The sequence below is a fragment of the Mesorhizobium erdmanii USDA 3471 genome, assembly GCF_000472705.1.
Lineage (GTDB): Bacteria > Pseudomonadota > Alphaproteobacteria > Rhizobiales > Rhizobiaceae > Mesorhizobium > Mesorhizobium erdmanii.
Map to the genome: position 1 here is coordinate 70,619 of NZ_AXAE01000024.1, position 17,547 is coordinate 88,165.

Annotated in this window: 14 protein-coding genes; 4 read left to right on the plus strand and 10 right to left on the minus strand. The window is 63.6% G+C overall.

The genetic code is table 11. From position 1 onward, the window contains the following. Positions 1–106 precede the first annotated feature (106 nt). Genes A3AU_RS0120170 through A3AU_RS0120180 form a run of 3 tightly spaced genes read left to right on the plus strand, consistent with a single transcriptional unit; the run spans position 107 to position 4,707 of the window. Complete coding sequence (locus A3AU_RS0120170; RefSeq protein WP_027054482.1) at positions 107–3,037, plus strand: molybdopterin oxidoreductase family protein; 2,931 nt, start codon at positions 107–109, stop codon at positions 3,035–3,037. Further along, a complete protein-coding gene (locus A3AU_RS0120175; protein ID WP_027054483.1) occupies positions 3,034–3,768 on the plus strand; it encodes a 4Fe-4S dicluster domain-containing protein in 735 nt (244 codons plus the stop codon). The genes A3AU_RS0120170 and A3AU_RS0120175 overlap by 4 nt, the downstream gene beginning before the upstream one ends. A 3-nt stretch (positions 3,769–3,771) precedes the next feature. Further along, positions 3,772–4,707, plus strand: a complete 936-nt coding sequence (locus A3AU_RS0120180; protein ID WP_027054484.1) for a dimethyl sulfoxide reductase anchor subunit family protein — start codon at positions 3,772–3,774, stop codon at positions 4,705–4,707. Between the two features lie 2 nt (positions 4,708–4,709). On the opposite strand, the gene pdeM is transcribed toward A3AU_RS0120180, so the two are convergent. The 5 genes from pdeM to A3AU_RS0120205 all read right to left on the minus strand — a co-directional run bounded on the left by pdeM (position 4,710) and on the right by A3AU_RS0120205 (position 10,830). Beyond that, positions 4,710–5,426: a ligase-associated DNA damage response endonuclease PdeM gene (pdeM, locus tag A3AU_RS0120185; protein ID WP_027054485.1), complete on the minus strand. Its 717-nt coding sequence runs from the start codon at positions 5,424–5,426 to the stop codon at positions 4,710–4,712. Next, entirely contained in the window at positions 5,423–7,957 is a 2,535-nt protein-coding gene (locus A3AU_RS0120190; RefSeq protein ID WP_027054486.1) for a ligase-associated DNA damage response DEXH box helicase, read from the minus strand. The genes pdeM and A3AU_RS0120190 overlap by 4 nt, the downstream gene beginning before the upstream one ends. Positions 7,958–8,154: 197 nt before the next feature. After that, positions 8,155–9,015 (minus strand): C40 family peptidase, encoded by an 861-nt coding sequence (locus A3AU_RS0120195; protein ID WP_027054487.1) that lies wholly within the window; start codon positions 9,013–9,015, stop codon positions 8,155–8,157. 27 nt (positions 9,016–9,042) lie between these two features. Continuing rightward, positions 9,043–9,393 carry a MarR family winged helix-turn-helix transcriptional regulator gene (locus tag A3AU_RS0120200; RefSeq protein WP_027054488.1) on the minus strand — a complete coding sequence of 117 codons (351 nt, stop codon included), beginning with the start codon at positions 9,391–9,393 and terminating at the stop codon, positions 9,043–9,045. Positions 9,394–9,465: 72 nt separating this feature from the next. After that, the gene (locus A3AU_RS0120205) at positions 9,466–10,830 is read right to left on the minus strand and encodes a leucyl aminopeptidase family protein (protein WP_027054489.1); all 1,365 of its coding nucleotides are present in this window, start codon (positions 10,828–10,830) and stop codon (positions 9,466–9,468) included. A gap of 129 nt (positions 10,831–10,959) precedes the next feature. On the opposite strand from A3AU_RS0120205, the gene A3AU_RS0120210 reads away from it, so the two are divergent. Further along, entirely contained in the window at positions 10,960–11,781 is an 822-nt protein-coding gene (locus tag A3AU_RS0120210) for a tetratricopeptide repeat protein (protein WP_027054490.1), read from the plus strand. Positions 11,782–11,862: 81 nt separating this feature from the next. On the opposite strand, the gene A3AU_RS0120215 is transcribed toward A3AU_RS0120210, so the two are convergent. From A3AU_RS0120215 to A3AU_RS0120235, 5 genes are read right to left on the minus strand one after another with little or no spacing between them, the layout of a single operon-like run. After that, positions 11,863–12,888: a type II secretion system F family protein gene (locus tag A3AU_RS0120215; protein ID WP_027054491.1), complete on the minus strand. Its 1,026-nt coding sequence runs from the start codon at positions 12,886–12,888 to the stop codon at positions 11,863–11,865. 9 nt (positions 12,889–12,897) lie between these two features. Beyond that, on the minus strand, positions 12,898–13,911 hold the full coding sequence (locus A3AU_RS0120220) for a type II secretion system F family protein (protein WP_027054492.1): 1,014 nt from the start codon (positions 13,909–13,911) through the stop codon (positions 12,898–12,900). 29 nt (positions 13,912–13,940) lie between these two features. After that, positions 13,941–15,446 (minus strand): TadA family conjugal transfer-associated ATPase, encoded by a 1,506-nt coding sequence (locus tag A3AU_RS0120225; protein WP_027054493.1) that lies wholly within the window; start codon positions 15,444–15,446, stop codon positions 13,941–13,943. A gap of 23 nt (positions 15,447–15,469) precedes the next feature. Continuing rightward, positions 15,470–16,756 (minus strand): CpaE/TadZ family protein, encoded by a 1,287-nt coding sequence (locus tag A3AU_RS0120230; RefSeq protein WP_032917747.1) that lies wholly within the window; start codon positions 16,754–16,756, stop codon positions 15,470–15,472. Positions 16,757–16,809: 53 nt separating this feature from the next. Beyond that, the gene (locus A3AU_RS0120235) at positions 16,810–17,547 is read right to left on the minus strand and encodes a CpaD family pilus assembly protein (protein ID WP_027054495.1); all 738 of its coding nucleotides are present in this window, start codon (positions 17,545–17,547) and stop codon (positions 16,810–16,812) included.

A 17,547-nucleotide genomic window follows, 5' to 3' on the forward strand; every position in this document is an offset into this window, starting at 1 on the left:
GTGGCATAAGGCGGCGGCTCGCCGGCGATCGTTATCACCCGGAAGAGCATTACATGCGCGGCCCGGGGCCGAAAACGCGGGCCAAGTCCAGGGGTACCGCCGGCTCATGAGGCATCGACCGCCGCGCGGCGCGAATTCTGCACCATCGCAACGCCCGCTAGCCGACACGCGCGCGCCCGACGAAGGCGACGGCGTCGACACCTCGCCTGGCATTTCCGACAGCATCGCCAAGACCACCTGCTACATGTGTGCCTGCCGCTGCGGCATCGACGTCCACATCAAGGACGGCAAGGTCCGCTACATCAACGGCAACAAGGATCATCCGGTCAATCGCGGCGTGATCTGCGGCAAGGGCAGTTCCGGCATCATGCAGCACTACAGCCCGGCACGGCTGAAGAAACCTCTGCTGCGCAGCGGCCCTCGCGGTTCGGGCGAATTCCACGAGATCGAGTGGGAGGAGGCTCTTTCGATCGCGACAGAGCGGCTCTCGGCGGTTCGTCGCACCGATCCCAAGAAGCTCGCCTTCTTCACTGGCCGCGACCAGTCGCAATCCTTGACCGGCTGGTGGGCAAGCCAGTTCGGCACGCCCAACTTCGCCGCCCATGGCGGCTTCTGTTCGGTCAACATGGCGGCCGGCGGGCTCTACTCGATCGGCGGCTCGTTCTGGGAGTTCGGCGAACCCGACTGGGACAACACCAGATATTTCATGCTGTTCGGCGTCGCCGAGGACCATGATTCCAATCCGATCAAGATCGGCCTCGGCAAGCTCAAGGCGCGCGGCGCCAAGGTGGTGTCGATCAATCCGTGCCGCACCGGCTACAATGCGATTGCCGACGACTGGATCGGCATCCGGCCCGGCACCGACGGCCTGTTCGTCTTCGCGCTCATCCACGAATTGCTGAAAGCTGGCCGCGTCGATCTCGATTATTTGCTCCGTTACACCAATGCCCATGTCCTCGTCGTGCAGGAGCCTGGGGCCGCCGACGATGGGCTGTTCGTCCGCGATGGCGACGGCAATCCGCTGGCCTGGGACAGGGTGACGAAGAGCGCCGTCAAGGGCGCCGATCCAGAGGCGAAGCCGGCGCTGACCGGCAGCTTCGAAGTCGGCGGCCACCGCTGTACGCCGGTGTTCCAGCTGATCGCCGACCGCTACCTCGATGACAGCTACGCACCCGATGCCGTGGCCGAGCGCTGTGGCATATTAGCCGATACGATCCGCCGGATCGCCGCCGAACTCGCCCATGTCGCCTTCGAACAGACGATCGAACTGCCGGTGGCGTGGACCGACTGGGCCGGACGCCGGCACGACACGATCAAGGGGCGGCCGGTGTCGATGCACGCCATGCGGGGTATTTCAGCCCATTCGAACGGTTTTCATACCTGCCGCGCTATCCACCTGCTGCAAGTGCTTCTGGGCACAGTGGATGTTCCCGGCGGTTTCCGCTTCAAGCCGCCCTACCCCCGGTCGGCGCCGCCGGGTCCGAAGCCATCAGGCAAGACCGTCAAGCCGATGACGCCGCTCGACGGCATGCCGCTAGGCTTTGTCTGCGGGCCGGACGATCTGCTGGTCGATGAAGACGGTACGCCGCTCCGCATAGACAAGGCGTATTCCTGGGAGGCGCCGTTGGCCGCGCACGGCCTGATGCACACCGTCATCCGCAATGCTTGGGCCGGCGATCCGTACCCGATCGACACGCTGATGATGTACATGTCGAACATGGCGTGGAATTCCTCGATGAACACCGTCGAGACCATTGCCATGCTGACCGACCATGATCAGGAGGGCCGCTACAAGATCCCCTTCATCATCTATTCCGACGCCTATTATTCAGAGACCGTGCCGTTTGCGGATCTGGTTTTGCCCGACACCACCTATCTCGAACGGCACGACTGCATCAGCCTGCTCGACCGACCGATCAGCCATGCCGACGGGCCGGGTGACGCCATCCGCCATCCCGTCGTCGAGCCGGACCGCGACGTCAGGCCGTTCCAGTCGGTGCTGATCGAGCTGGGTGCGCGGCTTGGCCTGCCCGGCTTCGTCAGGGACGATGGATCGGCCAGATATGCCGACTATGCCGACTACATCGTCAATCATGAACGTACGCCGGGCATCGGCCCGCTGGCGGGCTGGCGCGGCAAGGACGGCACTGCGATCGGCAAGGGCGAGGCCAATCCGGATCAGTTGCAGCGCTACATCGACAATGGCGGCTTCTGGCATCACGACTTCACTGAGGACCAGCGCTACTACAAGATGGCCAATCGCTCCTATCTCGATTTCGCGGTGCAGATGGGTTTTATCCCGAAAGCCGAGCCGATCGTCTTCCAGCTCTATTCCGAGCCGTTGCAACGCTTCCGGCTTGCCGCGCGCGGCCATGGCAGCGTGCTGCCGCCCAAGGGCGAGCGCCAGCGCATCGAGACCTACATGGACCCGCTGCCGTTCTGGTACATGCCCTGCGAGGAAGCCGTGGTCGACCTGCAAAAATACCCGCTGCACGCGCTGACGCAGCGGCCGATGCACATGTATCATTCCTGGGGCTCGCAAAATGCGTGGCTGCGGCAGATCACCAGCCAGAACCGGCTGTTCGTGCATCACCTGACCGCCGCCGGTCTCGGCCTTGCCGACGACGACTGGGTGTGGATCGAAAGCATCAATGGCCGGGTGAAGGGGCAGATCAAGCTGGTCGACGGGGTGAACGAAAGCACGGTCTGGACCTGGAATGCGATCGGCAAAAGGCGCGGCAGCTGGGGGCTGAAGGACGATGCCGCCGAGAGCAATCGCGGCTTCCTGCTCAACCACATCATCGGCGACCAGACCTCGGCAGATGCGCAGGGCAAACGCTATTCGAACTCCGATCCGGTCACCGGCCAGGCGGCGTGGTTCGACCTGCGCGTGCGCATCGTCAAATGCGCTGGTGAGGAGGCCGGCTTCACCGAGCCGCAATTCGAGCGTTTCCACCAGCCACCGCATTTCCAGCCTTCGCCCGACAGACTGAGCTTCGGCGCCGAGTTCCGCCGGGCAAGAGAGGCCGCCGAATGACCTGTCTTCCCGCCAACACCGACAAGAAGCTCGGTCTCGTCATCGATCTCGACACTTGCGTCGGCTGCCAGGCCTGCGTCACCGCCTGCAAGGAATGGAACACCGGCGGGCACATGGCGCCGCTGACCGACATCGACCCTTATGGCGGCCATGTCGACGGCGTCTGGTTCAATCGCGTGCACAGCTATGAGCACACGACCGAGATGGGCGGGCGCACGGTCAATTTCCCCCGCTCCTGCCTGCATTGCGACACACCGGCCTGCGTCACCGTCTGCCCGACCGGCGCCTCCTACAAGCGGGCTTCGGACGGCATCGTGCTGATCGACGAGGACAAGTGCATCGGCTGCAAACTGTGCAGCTGGGCTTGCCCCTATGGCGCACGCGAATTCGATACCGATGTCGGCGTGATGAAGAAATGCACGCTGTGCGTCGACCGCATCTACAATGACAATCTGGCCGAAGAAGACCGCGTACCGGCCTGCGTCGCCGCTTGCCCGACCAGCGCCCGGCATTTCGGCGACCTCGGCGATCCCCACTCCGCCGTCTCGCAATTGGTGATGGAACGCGGCGGCGTCGACCTGATGCCGGAACTGGGTTACCACCCAACCAACAAGTACCTGCCGCCCCGCGCCCAAACCCAGCGCGCCGCATCGGTGCCGGCGAAGGCGCTGGAGCCGGTGCGCGCCGAAGGCGGTTTCCTGGGCTGGGTCGACCGCATGCTTTCGAACTAGCCGATGCATCCAGCCTTCTCCGTCGTCTTCTTCACCACCGCCACGGGCGCCGGCTACGGCCTGCTCGCACTGCTTGGCGTGCTTGGAGGCTTCCAGGTCATTGCGCCCGATTTCTGGCTCGGCTTCGTCGGTCTGGGGCTGGCGCTCGGCCTGATCGCGGCCGGGCTGTTGTCCTCAACCGGTCATCTCGGCAGGCCGGAACGCGCTTGGCGCGCCTTCTCGCAATGGCGCAGCTCATGGCTGTCGCGCGAAGGTGTCGCCTCGGTCATCACCTTCATCCCGGCGGGACTGTTCGGCATCGGCTGGGTGTCTCTTGGCCACACTGGAGGCTGGGTGGCCATTGCCGGATTTCTGGCGGCCTGCGCCGCGGTCGTCACCGTCTGCACCACCGGCATGATCTACGCATCGCTAAGGCCGATCGCCCAATGGCACAGCCGCTATACACTGCCCGGTTATCTCATCTTCTCCGCCATGACCGGGAGCGTTCTGTTGAACGCGCTACTGCAAGCCTTCGGCGCCGCCTCGATGGCCGTGCTGGCGTTCTCACTGCTCACCACTCTTGCCGGCTGGGGCTGGAAGCTGGCGACCTGGCGGTACAATGACCGGCTCGAGATCCCGACCACCGCCAACACCGCGACGGGGTTGGCCGGCGGCACCGTGCGGTCGCTGGAATGGCCGCATACCGAGGAGAACTATCTGCTCAAGGAAATGGGCTTTCGCATCGCGCGCAAGCACAGTGCACGCCTGCGCCAGATCACGCAATTGCTGGCCTTCGCCCTGCCGGTCCTGCTCCTAGCCGCCACCTTTGCCTTGCCCTGGCCGTTTGCGGCAATCTTTTCCGTGCTAGCCGTGATGGTCCAGTTCGCCGGCATGCTGGTCGAGCGCTGGCTCTTCTTCGCCGAGGCGAAGCATACGGTGACCCTGTACTACGGACGTTGAAGTCAGCCGGGCCGCAGCATCGAGCGGGAGATCGCGAAGATCCGGTCGGTGCCAAGCATATAGGCCATCAGGGATTCCAGGCGGAACAGGCCGGCATAGGCGCGATCGAGCACATTGAGCGAACCGGTATAGGCGCCGAAGGCCGGCATTATCATGCGTCCGCCATCGCCCGCGAAACAGCGCCGCCGCACAGAACGGCCGCGCTGGACGATACGCGCACAGGGATGGAGATGGCCTGCGATCTCGCCCTCGACGCGCGCTTTCGACGGCTCGTGCCGGAACAGCAGCGAGCCGATGGCGAGTTCCCGCACTGTTTCGCCCGGCAGATCGGCCGGTGCTTCCGGATCATGATTGCCGGCGACCCAGAACCAGTCACGACCTGCCATCAGCGCTTCCAGCCGCTCGCGAAAACTCGCATGCATGCGTTCGGCGCCCCCCTCATCATGGAAGCTATCGCCCAGGCTGATGACGATCGACGGCTGGTAGTCCGATATGACCGCCTGCAATCTGAGCAAGGTCGCACCGGTGTCGTAAGGCGGGATCAGCGTGCCGCGCCGTGCCAGCGACGAGCCCTTTTCCAAGTGGAGGTCGGAAACGGCCAGAAGCCTGAGCTCGGGAAAATAGAGCACGCCGCGCGGATCGCAGACCGCGCGCTCGCCGGCGATGCGGACCAAGTCGGCCTCGGCGATCAGCGATGTGCGCGCCAGTGAGAAATTCATTCCTCGACCATTTCCGGCCCCATGGCCTCTTCGACCAGCGTGGCCGCGTCCATCAGCAGTGTTTCATCGGCTTCGCCGTTGACCGGCATCTTGCCGATCTCAAGCATGATCGGCACGGCAAGCGGCGAAATCTGCTCCAGATTCTTATGCATGATTCGACCCTGTATGCGCGAGAGCATGTCGGCAAGTCTGCTGACATCGAGTAGACCGGCCGCCGCGTCGGCACGTGTCGCCTGAAGCAGGATATGGTCGGGCTCGTGGCTGCGTAGCACATCGTAAACGAGATCGGTCGACACGGTGACCTGGCGGCCACTTTTCTCCTGGCCGGGATGACGTTTCTCGATCAGCCCCGAAATCAGCGCGCAATTGCGGAAGGTACGCTTGAGAAGCCAGCTATCGGCCAGCCAGGCTTCGAGATCGTCGCCCAGCATGTCCTGGTCGAACAGCGCGCCGAGCGAGGGTTTTCGGGCCTTGAACATCGCGCCCATGTCGCCCAGCGACCATATGGCCAGCGCATAGTCGGTGGCGACAAAGCCAAGCGGCCTGGCGCCCGCCCGGTCCAGGCGGCGGGTCAAGAGCATGCCGAGCGTCTGGTGCGCCAGCCTGCCTTCGAAGGGATAGGCGACCAGATAATAGCGGTTGCCACGTGGAAAGGTCTCGATCAGTAGATCATCGCGCTTGGGCAGGATCGACTTGTCGGCCTGGAACCGCAGCCAGTCAGCTACCTGTTCCGGCAGCTCCCTCCAGCGTTGCGGGTCATCCAGCATGATGCGGACCTGTTCGGCGAGATAGGTCGAAAGCGGAAACTTGCCGCCGCCATAATAGGGCACCTTGGCGTCGCTGCCGGGAGCATTCGACACGAAGCACTCATTTTCGCGAATGCCTTCGAAGCGCAACACCTTGCCGGCAAACATGAAGGTGTCGCCATGCGTCAGCGTTTCGAGGAAGGCCTCCTCGATCTTGCCGAGGACCGCGCCGCCGCGCGCAGCCGATCCTTTGCTGCCAGCCTTGACGTAACGCACATTGAGCGCCGGCACTTCGATGATGGTGCCGACATTGAGCCTGTATTGCTGGGCAACGCGCGGATTGGAAACCCGCCAAAGGCCATCCTTGTTCAGGCGGATGCGGGCGTAGCGCTCGTAATTCTTCAGCGCATAGCCGCCGGTGGCGACGAAATCGATGACGCGGTCGAATGTGGGCCGGTCGAGGCTTGCATAGGGTGCCGCCGTTCGCACCTCCTCATAGAGATCATCGGCACGGAACGGTGCGCCGCAGGCGCAGCCGAGCACATGCTGCGCCAGCACATCGAGGCCGCCATCGACCAGCGGGGGCGTATCCTGTGCGCCGAGATAGTTGGCATCGAGCGCGGCCCGGCATTCCAGCACCTCGAACCGGTTGGCGGGGATCAAGATCGCCTTTGAAGGCTCGTCCATGCGGTGGTTGGCGCGGCCGATGCGTTGCGCCAGCCGGCTCGCCCCTTTCGGTGCGCCGACATGCACCACCAGATCGACATCGCCCCAGTCGATGCCGAGATCGAGCGTAGAAGTGGCGACGATGGCGCGCAGCGCGTTGTCGCCCATCGCCTTCTCGACGCGCCGGCGCTGGGCGACGTCTAGCGAGCCGTGGTGTAGTGCGATCGGCAAGGTGTCCTCGTTGACCCGCCATAATTCCTGGAACAGCAGTTCCGCCTGGCTGCGGGTGTTGACGAACAGCAGGGTCGTCTTGTGGCGCTTGATCTCGCGATAGATCTCGGGCGTGGCGTAGCGGGCCGAATGCCCCGCCCACGGCACACGCTCCTCGGAATCGAGGATGGAAATCTCGGGCTTCGCGCCGCCGGTGACGACAATAAGTTCCGACATATCACCCGGTGGATTCTGGCTGACCAGCCATCGCCGCAGTTCGTCCGGTTCGGCCACGGTCGCCGAAAGGCCAATCGTTTGAAGGCCTGGGACGAAGCTGCGCAGCCGCGCCAGGCCAAGCGCCAAGAGATGGCCGCGTTTCGACGTCACCAGCGAATGCAATTCGTCGAGCACGACATAGCGCAGGTCCTCGAAGAACCGCCTGGCGTCGGAGGCGGCGATCAACAGTGCCAATTGCTCCGGCGTGGTGAGCAGGATGTCAGGCGGCACCAGCTTCTGCCGCTGGCGCTTGTGGGATGGCGTGTCGCCCGTGCGCGTCTCGATCGAGATCGGCAGTCCGATCTCCTCGACCGGCTTGCCGAGATTGCGCTCGATGTCGACGGCCAGCGCCTTGAGCGGCGAGATGTAGAGCGTGTGGATGCCGCGATGCGCCTGCCCCGGCTTTCGCCTTGGCCTGACGGCGAGTTCAGTCAGCGAGGGCAGGAAGCCGGCCAATGTCTTGCCGGCCCCGGTCGGCGCGATCAGGAGGACGGATTGCCCGCTCCGGGCCTTGGCCAACAATTCGATCTGATGGGCGCGCGGCGACCAGCCCTTTTCGCCGAACCATCTGACGAATGGCTCGGGCAGGGCGATGGTGGCATTCTGTTCGGCTAGGCGCGGCTCAACTGTCACGCGCCAGAGGTAGCGCGGCCAGGGGCAATCGCCAAGAAGAATCGGAACAAAACGGGATCGTGGAAGCATTTCCTCGCCCCGTTTACGGGGAGAGGATACCGGCAGGCAGGTGATGGGCGGCGCTAACGGTCAGAGGTTCGCGCTGCCCCTGATCCGCCCTTCAGGCACCTTCTCCCCGTGAACGGGGAGAAAGAAAATCACGGCCTCCTGAACCCTGTCGGCCCGCCATAGAGATAACCTATCCGGGCGATGGCGTCCTTCAGGCCTTCTCGCGAGACCAGCATGGTGTGGCCATTGGCGTGGATCATGGTGTCGGAGTCGGTCATGACGGCGACATGGCCTTTCCAGAAGACGAGGTCGCCCCGACGCAATCCGGCATAGTCCGGGCCAGGTTCGAGCGGTTCGCCGATCGATGCCGCCTGCATGTCGGAATCGCGCAGCACGTTTCTGCCGGCCATGCGCATCGCCAGTTGCACCAGGCCGGAGCAATCGATGCCGAAGCCGGAGGCGCCACCCCACAGATAGGGTGTTCCAAGAAACGTCTCGGCGACCGCGACATAGTCAGCGGCAACGTCGCCGATAGGCCTGAGGTGACCGGCGATGATCGTCTCGCCGGAGGGCAGGATGGCATAGGCCGTGCCGCGCGTCTCGGCAGCACCCGTCACCGTCACGGTCGCCCCCATCGACAGCTGTCCCGCGATCGGAAAACGCAGGTCGGGACCGGGATAGAGGAAGGTGCGGGGAACCATGACGGCATGGGTGGGTGCATGCTCCCGCCCGCCCAGCATGGTGTCGGCGACATAGCCGACATAGCCGTCGCGTTCGGCCTGGATCCAGGCCCAGCCTTCGGCGACCTCGAAGACGAGGACATCATCGCCGAACAGGAGTTGCGTGTTGACGCCGGCATCAGGTCGTGGCGCCTTGCGCACATCAGCCACGGGAGCGGAAATACGTGCCGGCCGGCCGGCAACGAAGCGGTCGGCAACGACCTCGCCCTTCAGCCTTGCATCGGCAAGATCGGAACGAAAGGCATGAAGGCGGGCGTCGTGGGCGGTCAAAGCGGCAACTCGGTAAAGGTTGGTTGGTCAGATGGGCAGTTCATGGGCCCTGGCGATGATACCATCGCCGAAGCGCTCGACAAAGAGCGCGCCCTCCACCGTGCGCTTGATCAGCACGTTGCGCTTGTCGAGTTCGTCGCGATGGCGCGATACCAGCTTCAGCGCGCCCATCGTGTCGAGCGCGCGGGTGATGACCGGCTTGGTGACGTTGAGGCGGGCGGCGAGCCCGCGAACCGTATGCGGCGGCGGATCGAGATAGATGGTGAACAGGATTGCCGTCTGGCGCATGGTCAGATCGGGCTCGTCGTCGCGCACCTGCGACAGCATCACCTGCTGCCACAGTCGCAAGGCCTGGCTCGGGCGCATCGCAATCGACATCGCGCCAGCATGACGGCAAATTGTTTCGGTTCCGTTTCAGTTTAAGCGATTTGCCGGCCTGCGGCTGCCACATCAGCCAAATCGTGTCGAGATAATCCGTTCCAGGGCCCGAATGCCCTGCGCCTCGCCACCGGCGGGACCATAGGGACGGTCGGCGGGATTCCAGGCGAAGATATCGAAATGCGCCCAGTTCGCCGTCTTCTCGACAAAACGCTTGAGGAACAGCGCCGCCGTGATCGAACCGGCGAACCCGTCCGTGGTGACGTTGTTGATGTCGGCGATCTTCGACGACAGTTTCGCGTCGTAAGGCCGCCACAGCGGCATGCGCCATAGCGGATCCTCGACCGCGAGCGATGCCGCCGCCAGATCCGAGGCCAGCGCCTCGTCCCCGGTGTAGAAAGGCGGCAGGTCCGGGCCAAGCGCGACACGGGCGGCTCCGGTCAGCGTCGCCATGTCGACAAGGAGCTGTGGTTCCTCGTCGTCGGCCAGCGCCAGCGCATCGCCGAGCACGAGCCGCCCTTCGGCGTCCGTGTTGCCTATCTCGACAGTGATGCCGTTGCGGCTCGTCAGCACGTCACCGGGCCGAAAAGCGTTGCCGGCAATCGAATTCTCCACCGCGGGGATCAGCACGCGCAGCCGCACGTTCAGCCCAGCCGCCATGATCATCGAGGCCAGGCCAAGCACATTGGCCGCGCCGCCCATATCCTTCTTCATCAACAGCATGCCGGATGATGGCTTGATGTCGAGACCGCCGGTATCGAAGCAGACGCCCTTGCCGACCAGCGTCACCTTCGGCGCGCCCTCTTGTCCCCAGATCATGTCAATCAGGCGCGGCGCCCCAACGGAGGCCCGGCCGACGGCGTGGATCATCGGAAAATTCCGCGTCAGCAACTCGTCGCCCTTGACCACCGAGACTTCGGCCTTGTGAGCGCCGGCCAGGGTCCGCGCCGCCGTCTCCAGGTCATCCGGCCCCATGTCGCTGGTCGGTGTGTTGACGAGGTCGCGGGCCAGAAAGACGCCATCGGTGATGCGGCGAACGCGCGCCGCATCGACACCGGCCGGAAGGCCGAAGCGCAGCGCCTTGCCCGGTTTCTTGCCGTAGCGGGTAAAGACATAGCCACCGAGCGCCAAGGCGATTGCCGCGAGTTCCGGCTCGGCAGGGGTCGAGGCGAAATGCCAGTCGCCTTCCGGCAAGGCTTTCGACAATGCGCCGAGCGCCAACGCGCCCTCCCCGTCACCGATACCGAACAGCGCGCCGGCAAGCGCGCCGTTTTCGCCGGGCACGGCCAACGTCCTGGCTGCCTCGCCGGAAAAGCCATTGGCCTTGGCCCATGCGACGGCAGGTGGCGGAAGGCCCGCGGTCTCCAGACCATCACGGGCCACCAGATGTACCGGCAGCGCAGCTTGCAATTTCGTCTCGACGAGTTCGACAGGCATCCGATGTTCTCCTGCCGACCCTTCGCGAGTCGGCGCTTCTTAACTCTCCGTTAGGGTTAACAGAATATTTCTGCGGGAGGGAAGATGGCCACGCAATGGCCGCGCGCATGAATGGAGGCCAGGGTGCCGATGCCGACCAACCGCACGATGACTCTCAGGGGAAAGCGGCTCATCACCACGGCTCTCATGCTGGCGCTCGCCGCTGGCGTCGCCGGTTGCGGCACCGACAAAATGAGCACCGGTTCGATCGGCCGAACCAGCGGCAAGCCGCTGGACACGATGTCGGCGGGCGAATTGCACAATGCTACCGCCGTGCTTGGCCAGTCTTATGCGAAAAATCCCAACGACAAGCGCATCGCGACCAATTTCGCCGCGGCGTTGCAGATGGACGGCGATGCCGACCAGTCGCTTGCCGTGATGCGCAAGCTGGCAATCGTCTACCCCAAGGACCGCGACGTGCTCGCGGCCTACGGCAAGGCGCTCGCCGCCAACGGCCAGTTCGAGGCCGCGCTCGACGCCGTGCGCCGCGCCCAGACGCCGGAATATCCCGACTGGAAGCTGGTGTCGGCGGAAGCCGCCATCCTTGATCAGATCGGTCAGAAGGACGAGGCTCGCCAGCTCTACCGCAAGGCCCTTGAACTCAAGCCGAACGAACCCTCGGTTCTCTCCAACCTCGGCATGTCCTATGTGCTGGAGGGGGATCTGCGCACCGCCGAGACCTACATGCGTTCGGCCGCCCAGCAGCCGGGCGCCGACAGCCGTGTGCGCCAGAACCTGGCATTGGTCGTCGGCCTGCAGGGACGCTTCGACGAGGCCGAGAAGATCGCCTCGCAGGAACTTTCGCCCGAGCAGGCACAGGCCAATGTCGCCTATCTGAGGCAGATGCTGGCCCAGCAGAATGCCTGGAGCCAGCTCAAGGATCAGGACAAGTCGAAGCCGGCAACCAACTGACACGGCGATTTCGGCATCAAGTTGAAGCCGCGCTGCATGAAGCGCGGCTTTCGTACTTTTCACAGGAATTTTCCGTGGCGTTTATTGGCTGGTTGACGCCGCCGCCCCCGAATGATCGCCGAAGATGCCGCGCTGGCTGACCTGGATACCGGCAGGGCCCAGGATGATGGCGAAAAGCACAGGCAGGAAGAACAGGATCATCGGCACGGTGAGCTTGGGCGGCAAGGCGGCCGCCTTCTTCTCGGCGGCGTTCATGCGCTGGTCACGGCTCTCGGCAGCGAGAACACGCAACGCATGCGCCACCGGCGTGCCGTAACGCTCGGCCTGGACAAGCGCCTGCGACACCGATTTGACCGATTCCAGCCCAGTACGGCTCGCAAGATTCTCGTAGGCCTGCTTGCGCTCCTGCAAATAGGAGAGCTCGGCATTGGTCAGGATGAATTCTTCCGCCAGAGCCACCGACTGCGCGCCGATCTCGTCGGCGACCTTGCGCAGCGCTGCCTCCACCGACATGCCTGATTCCACGCAGATCAGCATGAGATCGAGCGCATCGGGCCAAGCCATCTGGATCGACTGCTTGCGCTTGGTGGCGCGGTTGTTGACATAGACGACCGGCGCGTAAAAGCCGCCATAGGCAACGAGGATGCAAACGAACAACCGGACGACCAGCGGCTTGTCCGGCAACCCTCCCATCACGAATATGTAGACCAGAGCCAGCGCGAAGCCGACGAAAGGCAGCACGAGACGGAAGAAGAGAAACCGCGTCAGCGGGTTCTGTCCCCGGAAGCCGGCAACCTTGAGCTTCTGCAGGGTGCTCTCGTCGGCCAGTGCGCGGCGCAGATCGAGCCGGTCGACGATGTTGCGCATGCCGACCGACTGCTCTTCACGCAGACCCTTACGACGGCGATCGGCCTCGCTTGCAAGCCGCGCGCGTTGCTTGGCGCGAAGCTCGTCACGCTCCAGCGCGACCGACTTCATGCGTGCCTTCAGTTGGTTGCCGCCAAACGCCGGCAGCAGAGTAAAGACGGTCGCGAACACGGCGATGGCGACCAGCAGCGCGATCAGCAGGCTGGGATCAGTCAGTGACTTGACGACTTGTTCGCTCATGTCGCGGCCCTAGACATCAAAGTTCATCATCTTGCGCATCACGAAGATGCCAATCATCATCCAGACACCCGAGACGCCGAGGATCAGATTGCCGATGCTGGTTGTGAACAGCGGCAACATGTAATTCGGGCTAGAGAGGTACACCAGGAAGGCAACGATGAAGGGCAGCGCACCGATGATGGCGGCGGACGCTTTCGCCTCCATCGACAGCGCCTGAACCTTTGCCTTCATCTTCTTGCGATCACGAAGCACGCGCGAAAGGTTGCCCAGTGCCTCGGACAGATTGCCGCCCGCCTGCGACTGGATCTGGATGACGATACCGAAGAAACTTGCCTCTGTGCACGGCATGGTTTCGGGCATGCGCAAGGTCGCATCGGGTATCGACAGGCCCATCTGCTGCGAATCGACGATACGGCGAAACTCGGTCTTCACCGGCTCAGGGGATTCGTTGGCGATCAGGCGCACGGCATCGTTCAGCGGCAGGCCGGACTTGACCGCGCGCACGATGATGTCGAGGGCGTTTGGGAATTCGTTGAGGAAAGCCTTGACCCGGCGCGTGCGGCGAAACGAGACGAACCAGCGCGGCAGGCCGAGCGCGCCAGCCAACAACACGCCTGGCAGAACAAGCATCGGCGCCCCGGCCATGAAGGCGACAATTGTCAGCGCGAGCCCGCATATGGCGGAATAGATGTAGAAACGTTCGACCGTAACCTTCATCCCAGCCTGGCGAAGCTGGGCCTTCAGTGGCGGCTTCTTGACGGCAAGGTCCTTGGTTTTCTGCTTCTCGTCGAGTTCCTTCAGGGAATCCTGGACCGATTTACGGCGCTTGGCAGCGTCCACCGCGCGGTCGCGCGTTGCCTTGACGACGGAGCGGTCCGTCTCCGCGGCCTTGATCGTTTCAAGCCGCTTACCCGCATGTTTCTCGTTGCTGATCTGGTTGAACAGGAAAGCATAGGCGACCGCGCCGGCGCTGAAGCCGGCGAGCACGACAAACGCCAATACGGTGCCGTCAATTCCAAACATCGACCAGAACCTTCACGCCCGCGGATACCTCAGTCAGCTCGTTTCTCCATCGCCTCGAGCGCGGTGGCGAGGCGTTGTTCCTCGCCGTAGTAACGAGCACGCTCCCAGAAATGCGGGCGGCCGATGCCGGTCGAGACGTGTTCGCCCAGCAGCCTGCCGTTGGCGTCTTCACCCTTGATGTTGTAGAGGACGATATCCTGGGTGATGATGACGTCGCCTTCCATGCCGATCACTTCGGTGATGTGGGTGATGCGACGCGATCCGTCGCGCAGACGTGCCGCCTGGATGATCACGTCGACGGAGCCGACGACGATTTCGCGCACGGTTTTCTGTGGCAGCGAATAACCACCCATGGCGATCATGGATTCGATGCGGTTCAGGCATTCGCGCGGGCTGTTCGAGTGGATCGTCCCCATCGAGCCGTCATGGCCGGTGTTCATCGCCTGCAGAAGATCGAACACCTCGGGTCCGCGCACTTCGCCGACGATGATGCGCTCGGGCCGCATGCGCAGGCAGTTCTTGACCAGGTCGCGCATCGTCACCTCGCCTTCGCCTTCGAGGTTGGGCGGACGGGTTTCAAGGCGCACGACGTGCGGCTGCTGCAATTGTAATTCAGCCGAGTCCTCGCAGGTGATGACGCGCTCGTCGCGGTCGATGTAGTTGGTCAGGCAGTTGAGCAGCGTCGTCTTGCCCGAACCGGTACCGCCCGAGATGACGATGTTGCAGCGGACGCGGCCGATGATCTTGAGGACTTCGGCGCCCTGCGGCGAGATCGCGCCGAACCTGACCAGCTGATCGAGCGTCAGCTTGTCCTTCTTGAATTTGCGGATGGTGAGCGCGGTGCCGTCGATGGCGAGCGGCGGCGCGATGACATTGACACGGGAGCCGTCGGGAAGACGAGCGTCGCAGATCGGGCTGGATTCATCGACACGGCGGCCAACCTGGCTGACAATGCGCTGGCAGATGTTCAGAAGCTGCTGGTTGTCACGAAAGCGGATGGTGGTCTGCTCGACCTTGCCGTTGACTTCGATGTAGACGTTCTTGGACCCGTTGACCATGATGTCGGCGATATCGTCACGGGCGAGCAATGGCTCGAGCGGTCCATAACCAAGCACATCGTTGCAGATGTCCTCGAGCAGTTCCTCCTGCTCGGCGATCGACATCGCGAAATTCTTGATCGCGATGATGTCGTTGACGATGTCGCGGATTTCCTCGCGCGCGCTTTCGGGGTCGAGCTTGGCGAGCTGCGACAGGTCGATCGTGTCGATGAGCGCCGAGAAAACCTGGCTCTTGGTGTCGTAGTAGGTTTCGCTTTTCTCTCGGCCCCGCTTCGGCTCCGGCGCGATGGGCGGCGCTTCGACCGCGCGGCGAGCCGGCGGCGCGACAGGTGCGCTTGGCTGCGGCGACGCCGTTGGCCGGGCAAGAACCGCCGTATCCGCCGGACCCGCAGGCGGCGGCGCGGCTGGCGCCGGTGCTGGCTGGCGGAATTCCGGCGTGAACCGGTTGCCGTCGTCGTTGCCTCTTTTACCGAACATGATCGACTACCGGTTCCAAAGCGTCACTTCTTGTTGCGTGAGAGTTTGCCGAGCAGACTGCCCAGGCCAGCCTTCTTTTTCGCCCGGATCTCGCTTCGCCCGGTCAGCACATGGGCAATCTCGTTGATGGTCGCGACAACCGGGTTCTTGGCGTCCATTTCACCGAGCATACGCCCGTTGTTGGCGGCATTGCCGAACAGCAACGGATCGAAGCCGATGACCGACATCGGCGTCAGGCCGAGCGGTTCGGCGAAATCGGACGGCGAAATTTCCGGCCGCTTGGGAACGCCGGCCTGATTGATGATCAGCTTCGGCGGCGGGTCGTTGGGGCGAAGCCGCTTGAGCATGTCGACCAGGTTCTTGGTGTTGCGCAGATTGGCCAGTTCCGGCGTCGCGGTGATGACGATCTCGTCGGCCTTGACCAGCGTGTTCTTGGCCCAGCCTGTCCAGACATGGGGAACGTCCAGCACCAGAAGCGGCACGCTGCGCTGCGCGGTATCGACAAGTTGCGTAAAGGCATCGGGATCGAAGTCGTAGACGCGTTCCAGTGTCGAGGGCGCCGCGAGCAGCGACAGGTGCTCCGCGCACTGGGTCAGCAACCGGTCGAGATAGACTTCGTCGATGCGTTCGGGCGAGAACACCGCTTCAGCGATGCCTTGTGCCGGATCCTGGTCGAAATTGATGTTGGCCGTGCCGAAGGCGAGGTCGAGGTCGGCGACGACCACCTCGGACTTGAACAGGGAGGACATCGCCCAGGCTACATTGTGGGCGATGGTGGAAGAGCCGACGCCGCCCTTGGCGCCTACAAAGGCCACGGAGCGGCCGAGCGGTTCGGCCTCCGGATCGACGAAAATCGACGAGACGACACTGACGATGTCGGCCATCGACACCGGCGCGATGACATATTCGGAGATGCCGGAGCGGATAAGCTCGCGATAGAGACCAACGTCGTTGTAGTGGCCGATCACCACCACTTTCGAGGATGGATCGCAGTATTCCGAGAGCTGGGCGAGCTGCTCCAGCAATTGCTTTGGTTCGCTGCGTGACTCCAGCAGGATCAGGTTCGGCGTCGGCGCCGACTGATAGAACTCGATCGCGGTGGGAACGCCGCCCATATGGACCTTGAGATGCGCCTTGGTCATGCGGCGGTCCTCGCCGGCGCGCTCGACCGGATTGGCAACGCCCTCGGTCTCGCAGAATGCCTGGATCGAGATGCGCGGAACCGGGCGCAACGCCTGCATCGCGGCGATGTCCTGCGGCGATGTATCGCCGTCCACGGTGGCGTCATAGGCAAGGTTGCTCATGGTCATGCTCTTTTCCGTGGCCTGTTCTTTCCGTGGCTTCTTTTCCTCGAGGGCTCGGCTCAGTACGTCACTTCCGAATTGCCGAGGAATTCACCCGAAATACCTCTGCTGCGGTAGACATCGATCACCGCGCCACGGTTTTCCGCGTCGATGGTGGTCTGCTTGCGTGGCCCGAGCAGGTCGGCAGGGTTGGCCATCTGCGCGGCAAGATTGTTCTGATAGGAGCAGCCGAAGTCGGCGTAGTGCTTGTTCTCCGACGTCTCGGTCAGATCGTCGGGCCAGCGGCCGCATTTGTCGGTCTGGGCCCTCACCGCGATGAAGGAGACGCGAACCGGGGCGGACGACTCGCTCGATCCAGCCTGATAGGAGACAACGACGATGCGGTTGCGCTTGATGCCGCTCGCGACCGCGAGCCTGGCAAAATCACGGCCGGCCGCCCTTGCGGCAACCTCATTCGCCGATCCGCTCGGAATCTGGATCGTCAGAGTCGGAGAGGCACTCTTGTCATAGCCGTCGAGGAAACCGAGCAGCGTGTCGCGCTGCGAACCGGTCATGCCGCGGTCGCCGGCGCCGACAGGCAGGTCGATCTTCTGGTTCTTCTCGGCGATGACGATCGGATGATTGGTGCGGTAGTCGTCCGGAATGGCGCCAACGGTGATGCTGTCGCGCTGGGCGCAGCCGGCCAGCAAGGCCGTCACCGCGACCGCCAGGAGCGGCAACGCCCGCAGGCCCACCCGCGAACGGCTGGTGCGCATCGTTGCTACGGTGGTGCTTGTCTTCAACGCTGACTGAGACAT

Coding starts and splice junctions, on each gene's coding strand:
- A3AU_RS0120210 (WP_027054490.1), top strand. CDS start 10,960: ATGCCGACCAACCGCACGATGACTCTCAGGGGAAAGCGGCTCATCACC.
- A3AU_RS0120175 (WP_027054483.1), top strand. CDS start 3,034: ATGACCTGTCTTCCCGCCAACACCGACAAGAAGCTCGGTCTCGTCATC.
- pdeM (WP_027054485.1), bottom strand. CDS start 5,426: ATGAATTTCTCACTGGCGCGCACATCGCTGATCGCCGAGGCCGACTTG.
- A3AU_RS0120170 (WP_027054482.1), top strand. CDS start 107: ATGAGGCATCGACCGCCGCGCGGCGCGAATTCTGCACCATCGCAACGC.
- A3AU_RS0120180 (WP_027054484.1), top strand. CDS start 3,772: ATGCATCCAGCCTTCTCCGTCGTCTTCTTCACCACCGCCACGGGCGCC.
- A3AU_RS0120215 (WP_027054491.1), bottom strand. CDS start 12,888: ATGAGCGAACAAGTCGTCAAGTCACTGACTGATCCCAGCCTGCTGATC.
- A3AU_RS0120200 (WP_027054488.1), bottom strand. CDS start 9,393: ATGTCGATTGCGATGCGCCCGAGCCAGGCCTTGCGACTGTGGCAGCAG.
- A3AU_RS0120205 (WP_027054489.1), bottom strand. CDS start 10,830: ATGCCTGTCGAACTCGTCGAGACGAAATTGCAAGCTGCGCTGCCGGTA.
- A3AU_RS0120220 (WP_027054492.1), bottom strand. CDS start 13,911: ATGTTTGGAATTGACGGCACCGTATTGGCGTTTGTCGTGCTCGCCGGC.
- A3AU_RS0120225 (WP_027054493.1), bottom strand. CDS start 15,446: ATGTTCGGTAAAAGAGGCAACGACGACGGCAACCGGTTCACGCCGGAA.
- A3AU_RS0120235 (WP_027054495.1), bottom strand. CDS start 17,547: ATGTCTCAGTCAGCGTTGAAGACAAGCACCACCGTAGCAACGATGCGC.
- A3AU_RS0120230 (WP_032917747.1), bottom strand. CDS start 16,756: ATGACCATGAGCAACCTTGCCTATGACGCCACCGTGGACGGCGATACA.